The sequence below is a fragment of the Dolomitihabitans soli genome (genome assembly GCF_022213955.1).
Lineage (GTDB): Bacteria > Actinomycetota > Actinomycetes > Streptosporangiales > Streptosporangiaceae > Streptosporangium_A > Streptosporangium_A soli.
Window position 1 is genome coordinate 185844 of the sequence record NZ_JAKNTW010000018.1, and the last position, 14579, is coordinate 200422.

Genomic DNA, 14579 nt, shown 5'->3' on the forward strand with positions numbered 1-14579 from the left:
CTTCCGGCGGGCCCGGGGACACCCCCTGGACCCGCCGGATCAGGCTGTGAACAGGTCCCGGCCCGGCCATCGCTTCGCCGAAGCCCTTTGAGACCATCGATCGCATGGAGAACGTGACGCTCAACAACGGGATCGACATGCCGCGGCTCGGTTTCGGGGTGTGGCAGGTCGACGACGCGGCCGCCGAGAAGGCCGTCTCCACCGCGATCGAGGCGGGTTACCGGAGCATCGACACGGCGAAGCTGTACCGCAACGAGGCCGGCGTGGGCCGGGCCGTACGGGCGTCGGGCGTGCCTCGCGAGGAGCTGTTCCTGACCAGCAAGCTGTGGAACGACGACCACGGCTTCGACCCCGCCCTTCGGGCGTTCGACGCGAGCATGGAACGGCTCGGGCTCGACGTGCTCGACCTCTATCTCATCCACTGGCCGTGTCCCGCGCAGGATCGGTACGCAGAGACCTGGCGGGCGCTGGAGAAGCTGTACGCCGAGGGCCGGGTGCGCGCCATCGGCGTCTCCAACTTCACCACCGGCACGCTCACCCGGCTGGCCCGGCAGGCGGAGGTGATGCCGGTGCTCAACCAGATCGAACTGCATCCCAGGTTCCCCCAAGGAGAGCTGCGCGACCTGCACGGGAAGCTCGGCATCCAGACCGAGGCGTGGAGTCCGCTGGGCCAGGGACGCGGTCTGCTCGACGAGCCGGTCCTGGCCGAGATCGGCGCCGCGCACGGCAGGACCCCGGCTCAGGTGGTGCTCCGCTGGCACCTTCAGCTCGGCAACGTGGTGATCCCCAAGTCGGTGACGCCGTCGCGCATCGCGGAGAACATCGACGTCTTCGGCTTCGAGCTGAGCGCCGATGACATGGCGGCGATCGGGAGGCTGGACGACGGGACGCGTTACGGCCCGGATCCCGGCACCTTCGGCTAACAGCCTGCCATTTGGGCGAAATATCACTTTATGTCGCGATGTGATGGGAGCGCTCCCAAGGCCCTAGATGGCGGGTAAAGCGCTTTAAATCCCCTTACCACCTCGTAGGAGTCCACGGAGTAACAGTTAGGTTTCGGCGTATTGACGGCGCGGTTGCCCATCGGCCACTCTTCGTGGGAGCGCTCCCAAGCTTCGGGGATTGACACGAAGATGATCGCGTCGCGTACCGCGTTGTCGGGGACCGGCCGCGACGCCACCTCCCACAGATTCAGGCGACCACCTGAGAGGGGTCCGGAATGATGATCAACAAGCGGCACGGCAGGCTTGCCGCGGTCGCCGTGGCGATGGCCGCCACGCTCGCCGCCACGGCGGCGTGCGGGGGCAGTGACGCGCCTGCGACGACCGACGGCACCAAGGCGGCCGACGAGAAGATCACACTCACACTGCAGACCTTCGGCGGCGGCACGAACTTCGGTTACAAGGCAGCCGTTGAGAAGTGGAACCAGGAGCACCCGAACGTCCAGGTGAAGTACAACAACCTGACGCCGGACTTCGAGAACCAGTACTGGCCGCAGATGCTCAACTGGCTGCAGGCGGGCAAGGGCGCCGGTGACGTCATCGGCATCGACGAGGGCGGCATGGGCCTGGCCAAGGCGAGGCCGCAGTTCTTCACCGACCTCAGCCAGTACGGCCTCGACAGCCGCAAGGCGGACTTCCCGGCGTGGAAGTGGGAGAACGGCGTCAACACCGAGGGCAAGCTGTTCGCGCTCGGCACCGACGTCGGCGGCATGGCGGTCGCCTATCGCAAGGACCTGTTCAAGAAGGCGGGCCTGCCGACCGACCGCGAGGAGGTCGCGAAGCTCTGGTCGACGTGGGACGACTTCATCGCGACCGGCAAGAAGTTCCAGGAGAAGGTGAAGGACGTCAAGTTCGTCGACGGCCTGAACACCTGGTTCAACGTCGTCCTGTCGCAGGAGGCCGCCAAGAACGGCAACGTCTCCTACTACGACAAGGAGAACAAGCTCATCGTCGACACCAACCCCGCGGTGAAGTCGGCGTTCGATTTCGCCAGCAAGGTCAACGAGGCGGGGATCTCGGCCAAGCTGCGCAACTTCCAGGACCCGTGGACCGCCGGCATGAAGAAGGGCGCCTTCGCGACGATGGGCGCCCCCGGCTGGATGCTCGGCGTCATCCAGGGCAACATCACCGAGAACGGTGAGAAGCCCGACCAGGGCAAGGGCCAGTGGGACGTCGCGGCGGTGCCCGGCGGCAGCGGCAACTGGGGCGGCTCCTGGCTCGCCGTACCCAAGCAGTCGCAGCACCCCAAGGAGGCCGCCGAGCTGGCCAGCTACCTGACCAGCCCCGAGGCCCAACTGCTCGCCTTCAAGGAGGGCGGCAACCTGCCCAGCACCATCCCGGCGCAGGACAGCCCCGAACTGCAGGGCGCGGTCAACGACTGGTTCAGCGGCGCGCCGCTCGGCGAGATCTTCGGCCCGTCCATCAAGACGCTTCCCCCCATCTTCCTCGGCGAGAAGCACTCCCAGACCAAAACGGAGGTGGAGAACGTCGTCCTCGGTATGGACGACGGGTCGATCCCGGCCGACCAGGCCTGGCAGAAGTTCATCGACGAGGCCAAGAAGGTGGCGGAGGGCTGATCCCCTCCGCCGATCGTCACCGGTCCGCCGGGCGTGCGCGCCTGCGGGCCGGTGACCAACTTCCTGAGCGAGCCGCTGAGCTCATACCGGCCGCTCCGATCGCCGAAAGGTACTCGTCATGAGCCTCCACGTCGACACGGACCGCACGGGCCGGGCCCCCGCGCCGCCCCGTGGCTCCAGACACGGCAGGAGAGGGTCCAAAGGCCGCAGGGAGAGAACCGGGCGGTTCGACCTCCGGGTGACGCCCTATCTCCTGATCTCGCCCTACTTCCTGCTCTTCGCGGTATTCGGGATCTTCCCCCTGGGCTTCACCCTCTGGGTCTCCCTGCAGAAATACGAACTCGCGGGCGACGCCGAGTTCGCCGGGCTCGACAACTACATCAAGTTGATGAGCGACGGCGACTTCTGGAACGCCGTCGTCAACACGGTCGGCATCTTCATCCTGTCGACCGTCCCCCAGCTGATCCTGGCCCTGCTGCTGGCCAACGCGCTCAACAAGCGCATCCGCGGCCGGTTGTTCTTCCGGCTGGGGGTGCTGATCCCGCTGATCACCTCCGTGGTGGCCGTCGCGGTGGTCTTCACCCAGCTCTACGGCCGTGACTACGGAATGATCAACTGGGTGCTGAATCTCGTCGGGATAGACAACATCGCCTGGCAGAACGAGAAATGGTCCTCCTGGCTCGCCATCGCCACAATGGTGGACTGGCGGTGGACCGGCTACAACGCGATCATCTATCTCGCCGCGATGCAGACGATCGGGCGCGACCTCTACGAGGCGGCCTCGATCGACGGCGCCACACCCAGGCGCCAGTTCTGGCAGATCACCCTGCCCATGCTGCGGCCGACCATCATCTTCACGGTCTTCGTCTCCACCATCGGCGGACTCACCCTGTTCGCCGAACCCGTCCTGTTCAACAACGGCACCATGACCGGCGGCAGCAACGGCCAGTTCCAGACCGTCGCCATGTACATCGTCGAGCAGGGATTCAGGAGGTTCGAGTACGGCTACGCCGCCACGGTCGCCTGGATGCTGTTCGTCCTGATCCTGATCGGTGTCCTCATCAACTACGCCCTCGTCCGCCGCATTGGGGGAGGATCCCGATGACCACGATCGCGCAGACCCGGCAGCGGGCCAACGATCGGGCCAACCGTCGCCGGGACCCCTTCAGAGCGACCCCGCTGACCAAGGCGGCGCTGCTGTTCGCCATCCTCCTGTCGGTCTTCCCGATCTACTGGATGATCGTCATCGCGTCGCGGACCACCTCGCAGGCCGTGGACACGCCGCCGCCGCTGCTCCCGGGCGGCAACCTGGGCGAGAACATCGCGCGGGTGTTCGCCACCGAGGACGCGCACTTCATCACCGGGCTGACCAACTCGCTGATCGTCACCTCCACCGTGACGCTGTCCGTCGTCCTCATCTCGACGCTGGCCGGCTTCGCCTTCGCCCGGCTCCGCTTCCGCGGCCGCAAGCTGCTGCTCGGCTCGATCCTGCTCACCATGATGGTGCCGATCCAGCAGATGGGCATCGTGCCGCTGTACCAGCTCATGGTGAACCTCGGCTGGACCGGGACCCTCCAGGCGGTGATCCTGCCGTTCCTGCTCAACGGCTTCGGCGTCTTCATGATGACGCAGTACACCGAGCAGGCCGTGCCGCACGAGCTGGTGGAGGCGGCGCGCGTGGACGGGGCCACGACCATGCGCATCTACTGGAACGTCATCCTGCCCGCCGTACGGCCGGGCATGGCGGTGCTGGCCCTGCAGGTGTTCATGCTCAACTGGAACGAGTTCATGTGGCCGCTGATCGTCCTGACGCCGGAGAACCCGACGGTCCAGGTGTCGATCGCGTTCCTCACCGGTCAGCACACGGCGGACTACGCGCTGATCTTCACGGGCACCGCCCTGTCGGTGCTCCCGCTCCTCATCGTCTTCATCGCGTTCGGCCGGCAGATCGTCGGCGGCCTCATGGAAGGTGCTGTCAAGGCGTGACCACGCAACAGGCCCATACGCAACAGGCGCAGACGCCGGTCCTGACGTTTCCCACCGGGTTCGTCTGGGGTGCGGCCACCTCGGCCTACCAGATCGAAGGCGCCGTCGACCAGGACGGACGCGGGCGATCCATCTGGGACGGATTCGTCCGCCAGCCCGGGCGGGTGCTCAACGGCGAGCACGCCGACGTCGCCATCGACCACTACAACCGCTACCGCGACGACGTCAAGGTCATGGCCGAACTGGGCCTGACCGCCTACCGCTTCTCCGTCTCCTGGCCGCGGGTTCAGCCCGACGGGGTCGGCGAGATCAACGCGGCGGGGCTCGACTTCTACAAGCGGCTGACCGACGAGCTGCTCGCGAACGGCGTCGACCCGTGGGTGACCCTGTATCACTGGGATCTCCCCCAGGCGATCGAGGACGCGGGCGGCTGGCCCGCACGTGACACGTCGAAGCGCTTCGCCGACTACGCGGCGGCGGTGCACGCGGAGCTGAGCGACCGGGTCACGAACTTCAGCACGGTGAACGAGCCGTGGTGCTCGGCGTTCCTCGGCTACGCCTCCGGCGAGCACGCCCCCGGGCGGCGCGAGCCCGCGGCGTCGATCCGGGCGGCCCACCACCTGAACCTGGCCCACGGGCTGTCGGTGCAGGCGATGCGCGCCCAGTCGCCGGACACGGTCATCGGCGGCTGCGTCAACCTCTACGCGATCTCGCCGGAGACCGACAGCGAGGCGGACCTCGACGCGGCCCGCCGCATCGACGGCATGCAGAACAGGTTCTTCCTCGACGCGCTGCTCAAGGGCGAGTATCCGGCCGACGTCATCGAGGACCTCGCGCCCGTCACGGACACGTCGTTCGTCCAGGACGGCGACATGGCGACGATCGCGCAGCCGCTGGACATGCTGATGGTCAACTACTACAGCCGCTTCACCGTGTCCGGCCGTCCCGGCGGCGCGGCGTCCGCGGCGGCGGCGCCGACCGACTCGGGTTCCCCCTGGGTGGGCAGCGAACACGTCTCGTTCGTCAACGGCGGCCGCCCGGTCACCGCGATGGGCTGGGAGATCGACGACGCCGGCCTGCTGGAGATCCTTTCCCGGGTCGCCCGTGACTACCCGAGCATCCCGATGGTGATCTCGGAGAACGGCGCGGCCTTCGACGACGTGCTCACCGTCGAGGACTCGATCCACGACCAGGAACGGCAGGCGTACATCGAGGCCCATCTCCGGATCTGCCACGAGGCCGTGGCACAGGGCATCCCGCTGCGCGGCTACTTCGCCTGGTCCCTGATGGACAATTTCGAATGGGCCTGGGGATACGGCAAGCGCTTCGGGCTGATCTACGTCGATTATGAGACCCAGCGGAGAATTCCCAAGGACAGTGCCCTCTGGTATGCCGAAACCATTACTCGTGGTGGCCTGCGGGCTCCGGCAGAATGAGACCTCAGGCGCCCTGCCGGGTGCCCGACACGGATTAGGGGAGCATCGTCAATGAACGGGGACCGGCGCACGACGACAGTGACGCGTCCGACGCTAGAGGCGGTCGCGGCGCGTGCCGGCGTCGGTCGCGGCACGGTGTCACGGGTGATCAACGGCTCGCCGAAGGTCAGCGAGAAGGCCCGTGACGCCGTCCTGCACGCCATCGACGAGCTGGGCTACGTGCCCAACCGCGCGGCGCGCACACTGGTGACACGGCGCACCGACACCATCGCCCTGGTCGTCTCCGAGACCCAGCAACGGCTGTTCGACGAGCCGTTCTTCGCCGGGATAATCCGGGGCATCGGGTCCGCGCTGTCCGAGACCGGGTTGCAGCTGATCCTGGCGATGGCCCAGTCGCCCGAGGAGCACGGCCGCCTGGAGCACTACCTCACCAGCCAGCACGTCGACGGCGTGCTGCTGATCTCGCTGCACGGCGCCGACCCGCTGCCGGGGCGGCTGGAGGCGATGGGCGTGCCCACCGTGCTCGGCGGCCGCCCCGTGGGGCTCGACCCCTACAGCTACGTCGACGCCGACAACCGGGCCGGCGCCCGCCAGGCGGTCAAGTACCTGCTGACCCAGGGCAGGCGGCGGATCGCCACCATCGCCGGCGCGCAGGACATGTACGTGGGAGTCGACCGCCTGGCCGGCTACCGCGACGCGCTGCTCGCCACCGGGTTGCCGGAGATCGTGGTCTACGGCGACTTCAGCGAGGAGAGCGGGGTCACCGCGATGCGCAAGCTGCTGGCCGGCTACGAGGGCATCGACGCCGTCTTCACCGCCTCCGACCCGATGGCGCTCGGCGCGATCCGGGTGCTGAAGGAGGAGGGCCACGAAATCCCCCACGACGTGGCGGTGATCGGCTTCGACGACTCCCCCGCGGGCGCGCACTCCGCCCCGGCGCTCACCACGGTGCACCAGCCGTCGGAGTCGATGGGCCGGCAGATGGCCCAGCTCCTGGTCGCGCGGATCAACGGCGAGCTGCTCGAGCAGCCGGTCGTCATCCTCGACACGCACCTGGTGATCCGCGCCTCGGCCTGAACGCCGCGGCGAGAGGGCCGCGTGCTGTACCACTGCACAAATGGGAGCGCTCCCATTATACTGACCGCAGATCCTCCTCGACAAGGAGACACACGTGCGATTTCCTCAGGACTTCGTGTGGGGGGCGGCCACCTCGGCCTACCAGATCGAGGGCGCCGCCCATGAGGACGGCAGAGGCCCGTCCGTCTGGGACACCTTCAGCCGCACCCCGGGCAAGGTGCACGGCGGCGACACGGGCGACGTCGCCTCCGGCCACTATCACCGGCTGGAGGAGGACCTCGACCTGATGGCGTCCCTGGCCCTGCGAAGCTACCGGTTCTCCCTGTCCTGGTCACGCGTGCTGCCGGAAGGGACGGGCCAGATCAACCAGGCGGGCCTGGACTTCTACCGCAGGCTCGTCGAAGGGCTCCGGGAGCGCGGCATCCGGCCGATGGCCACGCTCTTCCACTGGGATCTCCCCCAGGCGCTCCAGGACAAGGGCGGCTGGGAGAACCGCGACTGCGCCCACTGGTTCGCCGACTACGCGAAGGTCGTCTTCGACGAGCTCAACATCCGCGACTGGCTGACCATCAACGAACCCAAGACGGTGGTCGAGGCGGGCTACCAGATGGGCATCCACGCGCCGGGGGTCACCGACCCGGCCAGGTCCTTCGTGGTGCTCCACCACCTGCACCTCGCGCACGGGCTCGCCGCGGCGGCGTTGCACGCGACGCATCCGGGGCGGCGGATCGGCCCGGCGCTCAACCTGGCGCCGGTCTACCCCGCCGACGACACCGACCGCGCACGCGAGCAGGCCCGGCTGCACGACGGCCTGGAGAACCGGATCTACCTGGACCCGATCTTCAACGGCCGCTACCCCGCCGACATGCTGGAGTGGATCGGCGGACGGAGCCGGATGCCCGAGGTGATCGAGGAGGGCGACCTGGTCACCATCAGCGAGCCCATCGACCTGCTCGGCGTGCAGTACTACAACCCGAAGTACGTCAACGGCGAGGGCGAGCGCGTCTTCAAGCACCCGGTGGCGCAGGCGCAGTGGCTGGAGATCCACCCGGACGGGCTGTACGACGTACTGGTCCGGCTGAAGCGCGACTACCGCGAGGTACCGCTGGTGATCACCGAGAACGGGCTGCCCACCCTCGACGAGCCGGACGAGGACGGGCGGGTCCGCGACGACGGCCGGCTCGGCTTCTACCGGGACCACCTGGCGGCGCTGCACCGCGCCATCGCGGAGGGCGTGCGCGTCGAGGGCTACCACGCGTGGTCGCTGCTCGACAACTTCGAGTGGGCCGAGGGCTACAGCCAGCGCTTCGGGCTGGTCCACGTCGACTACGCCACGCAGCGGCGCACTCCCAAGGACAGCGCCCTGTGGTACCGCGACGTGATCAGGTCAGGACGCCTCGACTGACCTGCGAAGATCACCGGCACGATACCATTTCTTGACCTTGTCGTTTTGAGAGAGGACCGCCCGTGTCCCGCGAGTTCACCCTGCGCAACGGCGCGATGCTCGCCGAGTTCACCGAGCGGGCCGCCGCGCTGCGCACGCTCAGGCACGGCGAGCGGGAGCTGGTGGCGAGCTGGCCGGCCGGCGGCCCGATCCCTTACTACAGCGGCACCCTGCTCGCGCCCTGGCCCAACCGGGTCGGCGGCGCGGGCTACACCTTCGGCGGGCGGTCGCTGCGCCTGCCGGTGAACGAGCAGGACCGGGGCAACGCGCTGCACGGCCTGGTCGCGGAGACGCACTGGGAGGCGGTGGAGCAGGCCCCCGCCTCCGTGCGGTTCGCGCACACCCTCCTCCCCTCGGCGGGCTACCCGTTCACGCTGTCGCTGGAGGTGCTCTACACGCTCACCGCCGACGGCCTGACCACCACCCTGACCGCGCAGAACACCGGCGACCAGGCCGCGCCCTACGGCTGCGGCCCGCACCCGTGGCTGCTGGCCGGCGACGGGCCCGTCGAGGAGTGGGAGCTGCGGGTCCCGGCGAGCAAGGTGCTGCTCGTGGACGACCGGCTGCTCCCCCGGTCGCTGGCGGACGTCGCCGGCACGCCGTACGACTTCCGGCTGCCGCGCGCGACCGGCGAGACCGCGGTGGACCACGCGTTCACCGCGATCGAGGCGGACGACGACGGTCTCGCACGGGTACGGCTGAGCGGGCCCGCGGGAGGCGTCGAGATGCGCTGGGATCCCGTCGCCATGCCGTGGGTCCAGGTCTGCACCGGCACCGGGCTCGGTCACGCGGGCATCGCGGTGGAGCCGATGACCTGCCCGCCCGATGCCTTCAACTCCGGTACCGACCTGGTCGTGCTGGAGCCCGGCGACAAGCACGAGGCGAGCTGGACCGTGTCCCCCGGATGAGGTGGTCTGCCAGTGGACAGTAGGACGAAACGGGTGTTGTCCCCCGGCGCACTCGACGCGCTCGCGCGCCGCGCGGTGGGGGCCGGGGTGACGCGGTCGCGGGAGCTGGCGGACGGCTACGCTAACGCGGTGTGGCATCTCACGCTCGACGACGGGCGCGAGCTGGTGCTCAAGCTGTCGCCGCCGCCCGAGCTCGAGCAGCTCACCTACGAACGTGACCTGCTGCGCACCGAGGCGCTCGTCTACCGGCTGTGCGGGCCCGCGGGCGTGCCGGTCCCCGCGCTGATCCACGCCGGGTTCGACGATCCGGTGCTCGGCGGCGACTACCTGGTCTTCGCCGCCCTGGACGGGGTGCCCTGGAACCAGGCGGCGTCCTCGCTGAAGGAGGCCGACAGCCGGGCACTGCGCCGCGAGCTGGGCCGTCATCTGGCCCGGTTCAACGCCGTCACCGGCGAGACGTACGGCTATCCGCACGGCGGGCTGACCGGCGCGACGTGGCGCGAGGCGTTCCTGACGATGATCGACGCCGTGCTGCGCGACGCGGCCCGTTACGCGATGCCGCTCCCACTGCCGGCGAGCGAGATCGCGGCGGTCGTCAGGGCCGCCTCCGGGGTGCTCGACGAGGTGCGGACGCCCTCCCTGGTGCACTTCGACATCTGGCCGGGCAACGTCTTCCTGACCGTCGGCGACGGCCCGCCGAGGATCGAGGCGATCATCGACCATGAGCGCGCCTTCTGGGGCGACCCGCTGGCCGACTTCGTCACCCCGACCATCTTCGGCGAACTGGACGAGTCCGACGAACTGGTGACGGGCTACCGGGAGGCCGGCGGGCAGCTCGACCTGACCCCCTCCGCCATGGCCCGGCTGGCCCTCTACCGCGTCTACCTCTACCTGATCCTGCTGGTCGAGAACGGCCCGCGGCAGTATCCCGAGGAGGACTACGCGCCGATCCGCGAACGGGCCTCGACCACCCTGCTGCGTGCCCTCGACGCGGTGCGCTGACCGGGGGCCGGGCCGTACGCGAGGGTGTTCCGCAGCTGCCGCGCGCCCCCGAACCCGGGTGCGTGCCGGGTGCGTCAGCCGCGCGGCTCGGGACACGGCGCGGCGGCCGGGCGCCTGCCGGGTGGGGCCCTTTTGGGCGGGCGCGATCTGTGGGATGTATCGGGAATGCTGACGACATGCGTGATCGCCGGAGGCGGCCCGGCCGGAGCCATGCTGGGCCTGCTGCTCGCCCGCGCGGGCGTCGAGGTGACGCTGCTGGAGAAGCACGCCGACTTCCTGCGCGACTTCAGAGGGGACACGATCCATCCCTCCACCCTGCAGGTCCTCGACGAACTCGGCCTGAGTGAGGAGTTCCACCGGCTGCCCCTCCACAAGGCCCCTTACCTGGCGATCTCCAACGGCGTCACGCTGACGCCGCTGGCCGACTTCCGGCACCTGCCCGGCGCGTACCGCTACATCGCCTTCGTCCCGCAGTGGGAGTTCCTCGACCTGATCACCGGGGCGGCCCGGCGGCTGCCCAACTTCCGCCTGATCATGCGAGCCGAGGCGTACGACGTGATCACCGAGGGTGGCGCGGTGCGCGGGCTCCGCTACCGCGACGCGGACGGCGAGCACGAGGTCCGCGCGGCCCTGACGGTCGCCGCCGACGGCCGCGCCTCCGACGTACGGCGGGCCGCCGGGCTGCGGGTCAGGAAGCTGGGCGCCCCGATGGACGTGGTCTGGTTCCGCGTCTCCCGGTCGGCGGACGACCCGCCCGATCCGTTCCTGCGCTTCGCCGGGGGTGCGGGGATGGTGGCGATCAACCGGGAGACCTACTGGCAGCTCGCCTACCTCATCCCCAAGGGCGGGTTCGACGCGCTGCGGGCCCGCGGGATCGAGCGGTTCCGCGCGTCGGTCACGGCCCTGGTGCCGTTCCTCACCGGCCGGATGGGCGAGGTCGGCTCCTTCGCGGACACCAGCGTGCTGTCCGTGGCGGTGGACCGGCTGCCGCGCTGGCACCTGCCGGGCCTGGTGTGCATCGGCGACGCGGCGCACGCGATGTCGCCGATCGGCGGCGTCGGCATCAACCTGGCGATCCAGGACGCGGTCGCCACCGCCAACCTGGTCGCCGGGCCGATGGTCCGCGCGCAGCGGGTGCGCACCCCGGTGGTCGAGCCGATGCCCGCGTCGCTGCTGGCCCGCGTCCAGCGCCGCCGTCTGCCGCCCGCCGCCGTGACCCAGTTCGCGCAGATCCAGATCCAGGAGCGGGTCATCCGGCCCACGCTCGCCGGCCGGCGCGACTCGGCCAGATTTCCCGCCCCGCCGGCGATCGTGCGAAGGATCGTGGGCAGGTTCGTCGGCCTCGGGGTGCTCCCCGAGCACGTAAATCGTGAATTTTTGGCACAAAGACATTCTCAGTAGGTGGACAGCGGCCCGCTGCACCCCTCTCAGTGCAATAACCTGATATGCCGTGAGCGCAGAACCGATCAATCTGGATTCCTGGCGAGAACTGACCGCCGCCCAGCAGCCCGACTGGCCCGACCGCGGTCGGCTCGACGAGGTCGTCACCGAGCTGGGCGGGCTGCCACCTCTGGTGTTCGCCGGCGAGTGTGACCAGCTCAAAACCGAACTGGCCGCCGTAGCCCGGGGTGAGGCTTTCGTCCTGCAGGGCGGAGACTGCGCTGAGACGTTCGCGGGAGCCACCGCCGACGCCGTGCGCAACAAGCTCAAGACCCTGCTGCAGATGGCGATCGTGCTCACCTATGCGGGCAAGGTGCCGATCGTCAAGATCGGGCGGATGGCGGGTCAGTTCGCCAAGCCCCGGTCCAAGGGCACCGAGATCCGCGACGGCGTCGAGCTGCCCGCCTACCGGGGCGACATGGTCAACGGCTTCGACTTCACCCCGGAGTCGCGCGAGCCGGACCCGTGGCGGCTGCTGCGGGCCTACCATTCGGCCGCGGTGACCCTCAACCTGTGCCGGGCCTTCACCAAGGGCGGCTACGCCGACCTGCGCCAGGTCCACGCCTGGAACCAGGACTTCGTGGCCGGCTCGCCCGCCGGCCGGCGCTACGAGCAGCTCGCCAGGGAGATCGACCAGGCACTGGCGTTCATGCGCGCGTGCGGGGCCGACCCGGAGGAGTTCCACTCGGTGGAGTTCTACTCCTCGCACGAGGCGCTCATCCTCGACTACGACCGGGCGCTCACCCGCGTCGACTCGCGGACCGGCCTGCCGTACGACGTGTCGGCCCACATGGTGTGGATCGGCGAGCGGACCAGGCAGCTCGACGGCGCGCACGTCGAGTTCTTCAGCCGGATCCGCAACCCGATCGGCGTCAAGCTGGGGCCGACGACCGCACCCGAGGACGCGCTGGCGCTCATCGAGAAGCTCAACCCGGGGAACGAGCCCGGCAGGCTGACGTTCATCACCCGGATGGGCGCCTCCAAGATCCGTGAGGCGCTGCCCTCGCTGGTGGAGAAGATCACCGCCAGCGGCGCCGTGGTGGGCTGGGTGTGCGACCCGATGCACGGGAACACCTTCGAGGCGCCGAGCGGGCACAAGACGCGCCGGCTCGACGACATCCTCGACGAGGTCGCCGGCTTCTTCGAGGTGCACAGGGCGCTCGGCACCCACCCGGGCGGCATCCACATCGAGTTCACCGGCGACGACGTCACCGAGTGCGTCGGCGGCGGGCACGCGATCGTCGAGGGTGACCTGGCGCGGCGCTACGAGACGGCCTGCGACCCGCGGCTCAACCGCGGCCAGGCGCTCGACCTGGCGTTCCGCGTGGCTGAGCTGTACCGCTCGGCCTGATTCGCGCGCGGGAAGGGGAGCCCCGGGTAACGACGGCTCCCCTTCTCACCTGTTTCAGGCCTGCTGCTGCTTGCCGTCCAGCTCCGAGGCCAGCTCGCTGCGGATCGACTCCATGTCGAGGGCCCTGACCTGGCCGATCAGGTCTTCCAGTGCGGGCGCGGGGAGTGCGCCGGGCTGGGCGAAGACCACGATGCCGTCGCGGATCGCCATGATCGTGGGAATCGAGCTGATCTCGAACCCCTCGGCGAGGGAGCGCTGCTCCTCGGTGTCGATCTTGCCGAAGGTGATGTCGTCGTGCTTCTCCGAGGCCTTCTCGAAGATGGGCCCGAACGTACGGCACGGGCCACACCACGCCGCCCAGAAGTCGAGCAGTACGATCCCCTGGTCGGCGATCTCGTTGAAGTTCTTCTCGGTTACCGCGATGGTCGCCACCAGTCGCTCCTCGTCTCTCGCGTCTGCTTCCAGCCCTCATAACCTTGTACCCGCCCCCAGCATTCCACTTTGAGATCACGACCGTGGGCCCGACAGTGAGGAGAGGCGTCTTGACCGTCTTCAGCGAATGGCTGCGCGAGCGGAGCGAACCCGACTGGACGGCGGTGGTCACCCATCCGTTCGCCGCCGCCATCACCCGCGGGGAAGCCGACATGCGCCGCTATCTGGTCCAGGACTTCCAGTTCGTGGACGCCTTCACCGCCCTGCTCGGCGCGGCGGTCGCGTGCGCCGACGGTTTCGAGGCCCGGGTCCCCTTCGGGCGCTTCCTCGGCCAGATCGCGACCGACGAGGAGCGCGGCTACTTCCACCGGGCCCTGGCCGCCCTCGGCGAGGACCCCGCCGCCGCCCCGCCGCTCGAACCGGTGACCAGGGACTTCCGCGCCCTGATGGACGAGGCGAGGACCAGCCAGGAGTACCCGTCGATCCTGGCCGTCCTGTGCGTGGCGGAGTGGAGTTACCTCGGCTGGGCCGAACGGGCCCCGGCGCCGCTGCCGGAGAGCCCGCTGCACCGCGAGTGGATCGAACTCCACGAGGGCCCGGAGTTCCGCGCCTGGGTCGGCTTCCTGCGCGGCGAGCTGGACCGCCTCGGCCCCGCCCTCTCCGAGGAGGAGCGCAGGCGGGTCCTCGACCTCTTCCAGCGGGCGACGAAGCTGGAACGCCTCTTCTTCGACATGGCGTCCTAGACGTCGAGATCACGTGGGCGGAGACCGGCGACCAAACCAACAAAACCTATCTATCTAGTGGGTATTGCGCGCTAATCCGCGGGATGCTTAGCTTTTCGTATGCCGATCAGGACATTTCCGGCGAACCACTCGACCGCCGTTTGGCTGCGCGCCGGCGCGGTCCAGAGTCCCACCGCCCCGGC

Annotated in this window: 13 protein-coding genes; 12 read left to right on the top strand and 1 reads right to left on the bottom strand. The window is 69.2% G+C overall.

The annotated features are described in order from the left end of the window. Positions 1–104: 104 nt before the first annotated feature. The 11 genes from MBA17_RS29645 (at position 105) to MBA17_RS29695 (ending at position 13222) form a co-directional block, all read left to right on the top strand. Entirely contained in the window at positions 105–923 is an 819-nt protein-coding gene (locus MBA17_RS29645) for an aldo/keto reductase (RefSeq protein ID WP_238499955.1), read from the top strand. A gap of 296 nt (positions 924–1219) precedes the next feature. Beyond that, positions 1220–2578: an ABC transporter substrate-binding protein gene (locus MBA17_RS29650; RefSeq protein ID WP_238499957.1), complete on the top strand. Its 1359-nt coding sequence runs from the start codon at positions 1220–1222 to the stop codon at positions 2576–2578. A 118-nt stretch (positions 2579–2696) separates the two neighbouring features. Beyond that, a complete protein-coding gene (locus tag MBA17_RS29655) occupies positions 2697–3683 on the top strand; it encodes a carbohydrate ABC transporter permease (protein WP_238499958.1) in 987 nt (328 codons plus the stop codon). After that, positions 3680–4564 (top strand): carbohydrate ABC transporter permease, encoded by an 885-nt coding sequence (locus MBA17_RS29660; protein WP_238499959.1) that lies wholly within the window; start codon positions 3680–3682, stop codon positions 4562–4564. The genes MBA17_RS29655 and MBA17_RS29660 overlap by 4 nt, the downstream gene beginning before the upstream one ends. Further along, positions 4561–6000 (top strand): GH1 family beta-glucosidase, encoded by a 1440-nt coding sequence (locus MBA17_RS29665; RefSeq protein WP_238499962.1) that lies wholly within the window; start codon positions 4561–4563, stop codon positions 5998–6000. The genes MBA17_RS29660 and MBA17_RS29665 overlap by 4 nt, the downstream gene beginning before the upstream one ends. 51 nt (positions 6001–6051) lie before the next feature. Beyond that, positions 6052–7077 (top strand): LacI family DNA-binding transcriptional regulator, encoded by a 1026-nt coding sequence (locus MBA17_RS29670; RefSeq protein WP_238499963.1) that lies wholly within the window; start codon positions 6052–6054, stop codon positions 7075–7077. A 94-nt stretch (positions 7078–7171) separates the two neighbouring features. Further along, entirely contained in the window at positions 7172–8482 is a 1311-nt protein-coding gene (locus tag MBA17_RS29675) for a GH1 family beta-glucosidase (RefSeq protein ID WP_238499971.1), read from the top strand. A gap of 62 nt (positions 8483–8544) precedes the next feature. Next, a complete protein-coding gene (locus MBA17_RS29680) occupies positions 8545–9429 on the top strand; it encodes an aldose 1-epimerase family protein (RefSeq protein WP_238499973.1) in 885 nt (294 codons plus the stop codon). Positions 9430–9441: 12 nt separating this feature from the next. Continuing rightward, positions 9442–10431 carry a phosphotransferase family protein gene (locus MBA17_RS29685; protein ID WP_238499975.1) on the top strand — a complete coding sequence of 330 codons (990 nt, stop codon included), beginning with the start codon at positions 9442–9444 and terminating at the stop codon, positions 10429–10431. 165 nt (positions 10432–10596) lie between these two features. Continuing rightward, positions 10597–11832, top strand: coding sequence for an FAD-dependent oxidoreductase (locus MBA17_RS29690; RefSeq protein WP_238499977.1), 1236 nt, complete (start codon positions 10597–10599; stop codon positions 11830–11832). Positions 11833–11881: 49 nt separating this feature from the next. Then, positions 11882–13222 (top strand): class II 3-deoxy-7-phosphoheptulonate synthase, encoded by a 1341-nt coding sequence (locus tag MBA17_RS29695; RefSeq protein ID WP_238499978.1) that lies wholly within the window; start codon positions 11882–11884, stop codon positions 13220–13222. A gap of 54 nt (positions 13223–13276) precedes the next feature. On the opposite strand, the gene trxA is transcribed toward MBA17_RS29695, so the two are convergent. Further along, a complete protein-coding gene (gene trxA / locus MBA17_RS29700) occupies positions 13277–13654 on the bottom strand; it encodes a thioredoxin (protein ID WP_238499984.1) in 378 nt (125 codons plus the stop codon). Positions 13655–13764: 110 nt separating this feature from the next. Between trxA and MBA17_RS29705 the strand changes: the two genes are divergently transcribed. Beyond that, positions 13765–14397 carry a TenA family protein gene (locus tag MBA17_RS29705; RefSeq protein ID WP_238499986.1) on the top strand — a complete coding sequence of 211 codons (633 nt, stop codon included), beginning with the start codon at positions 13765–13767 and terminating at the stop codon, positions 14395–14397. The last annotated feature ends 182 nt before the right edge of the window (positions 14398–14579 follow it).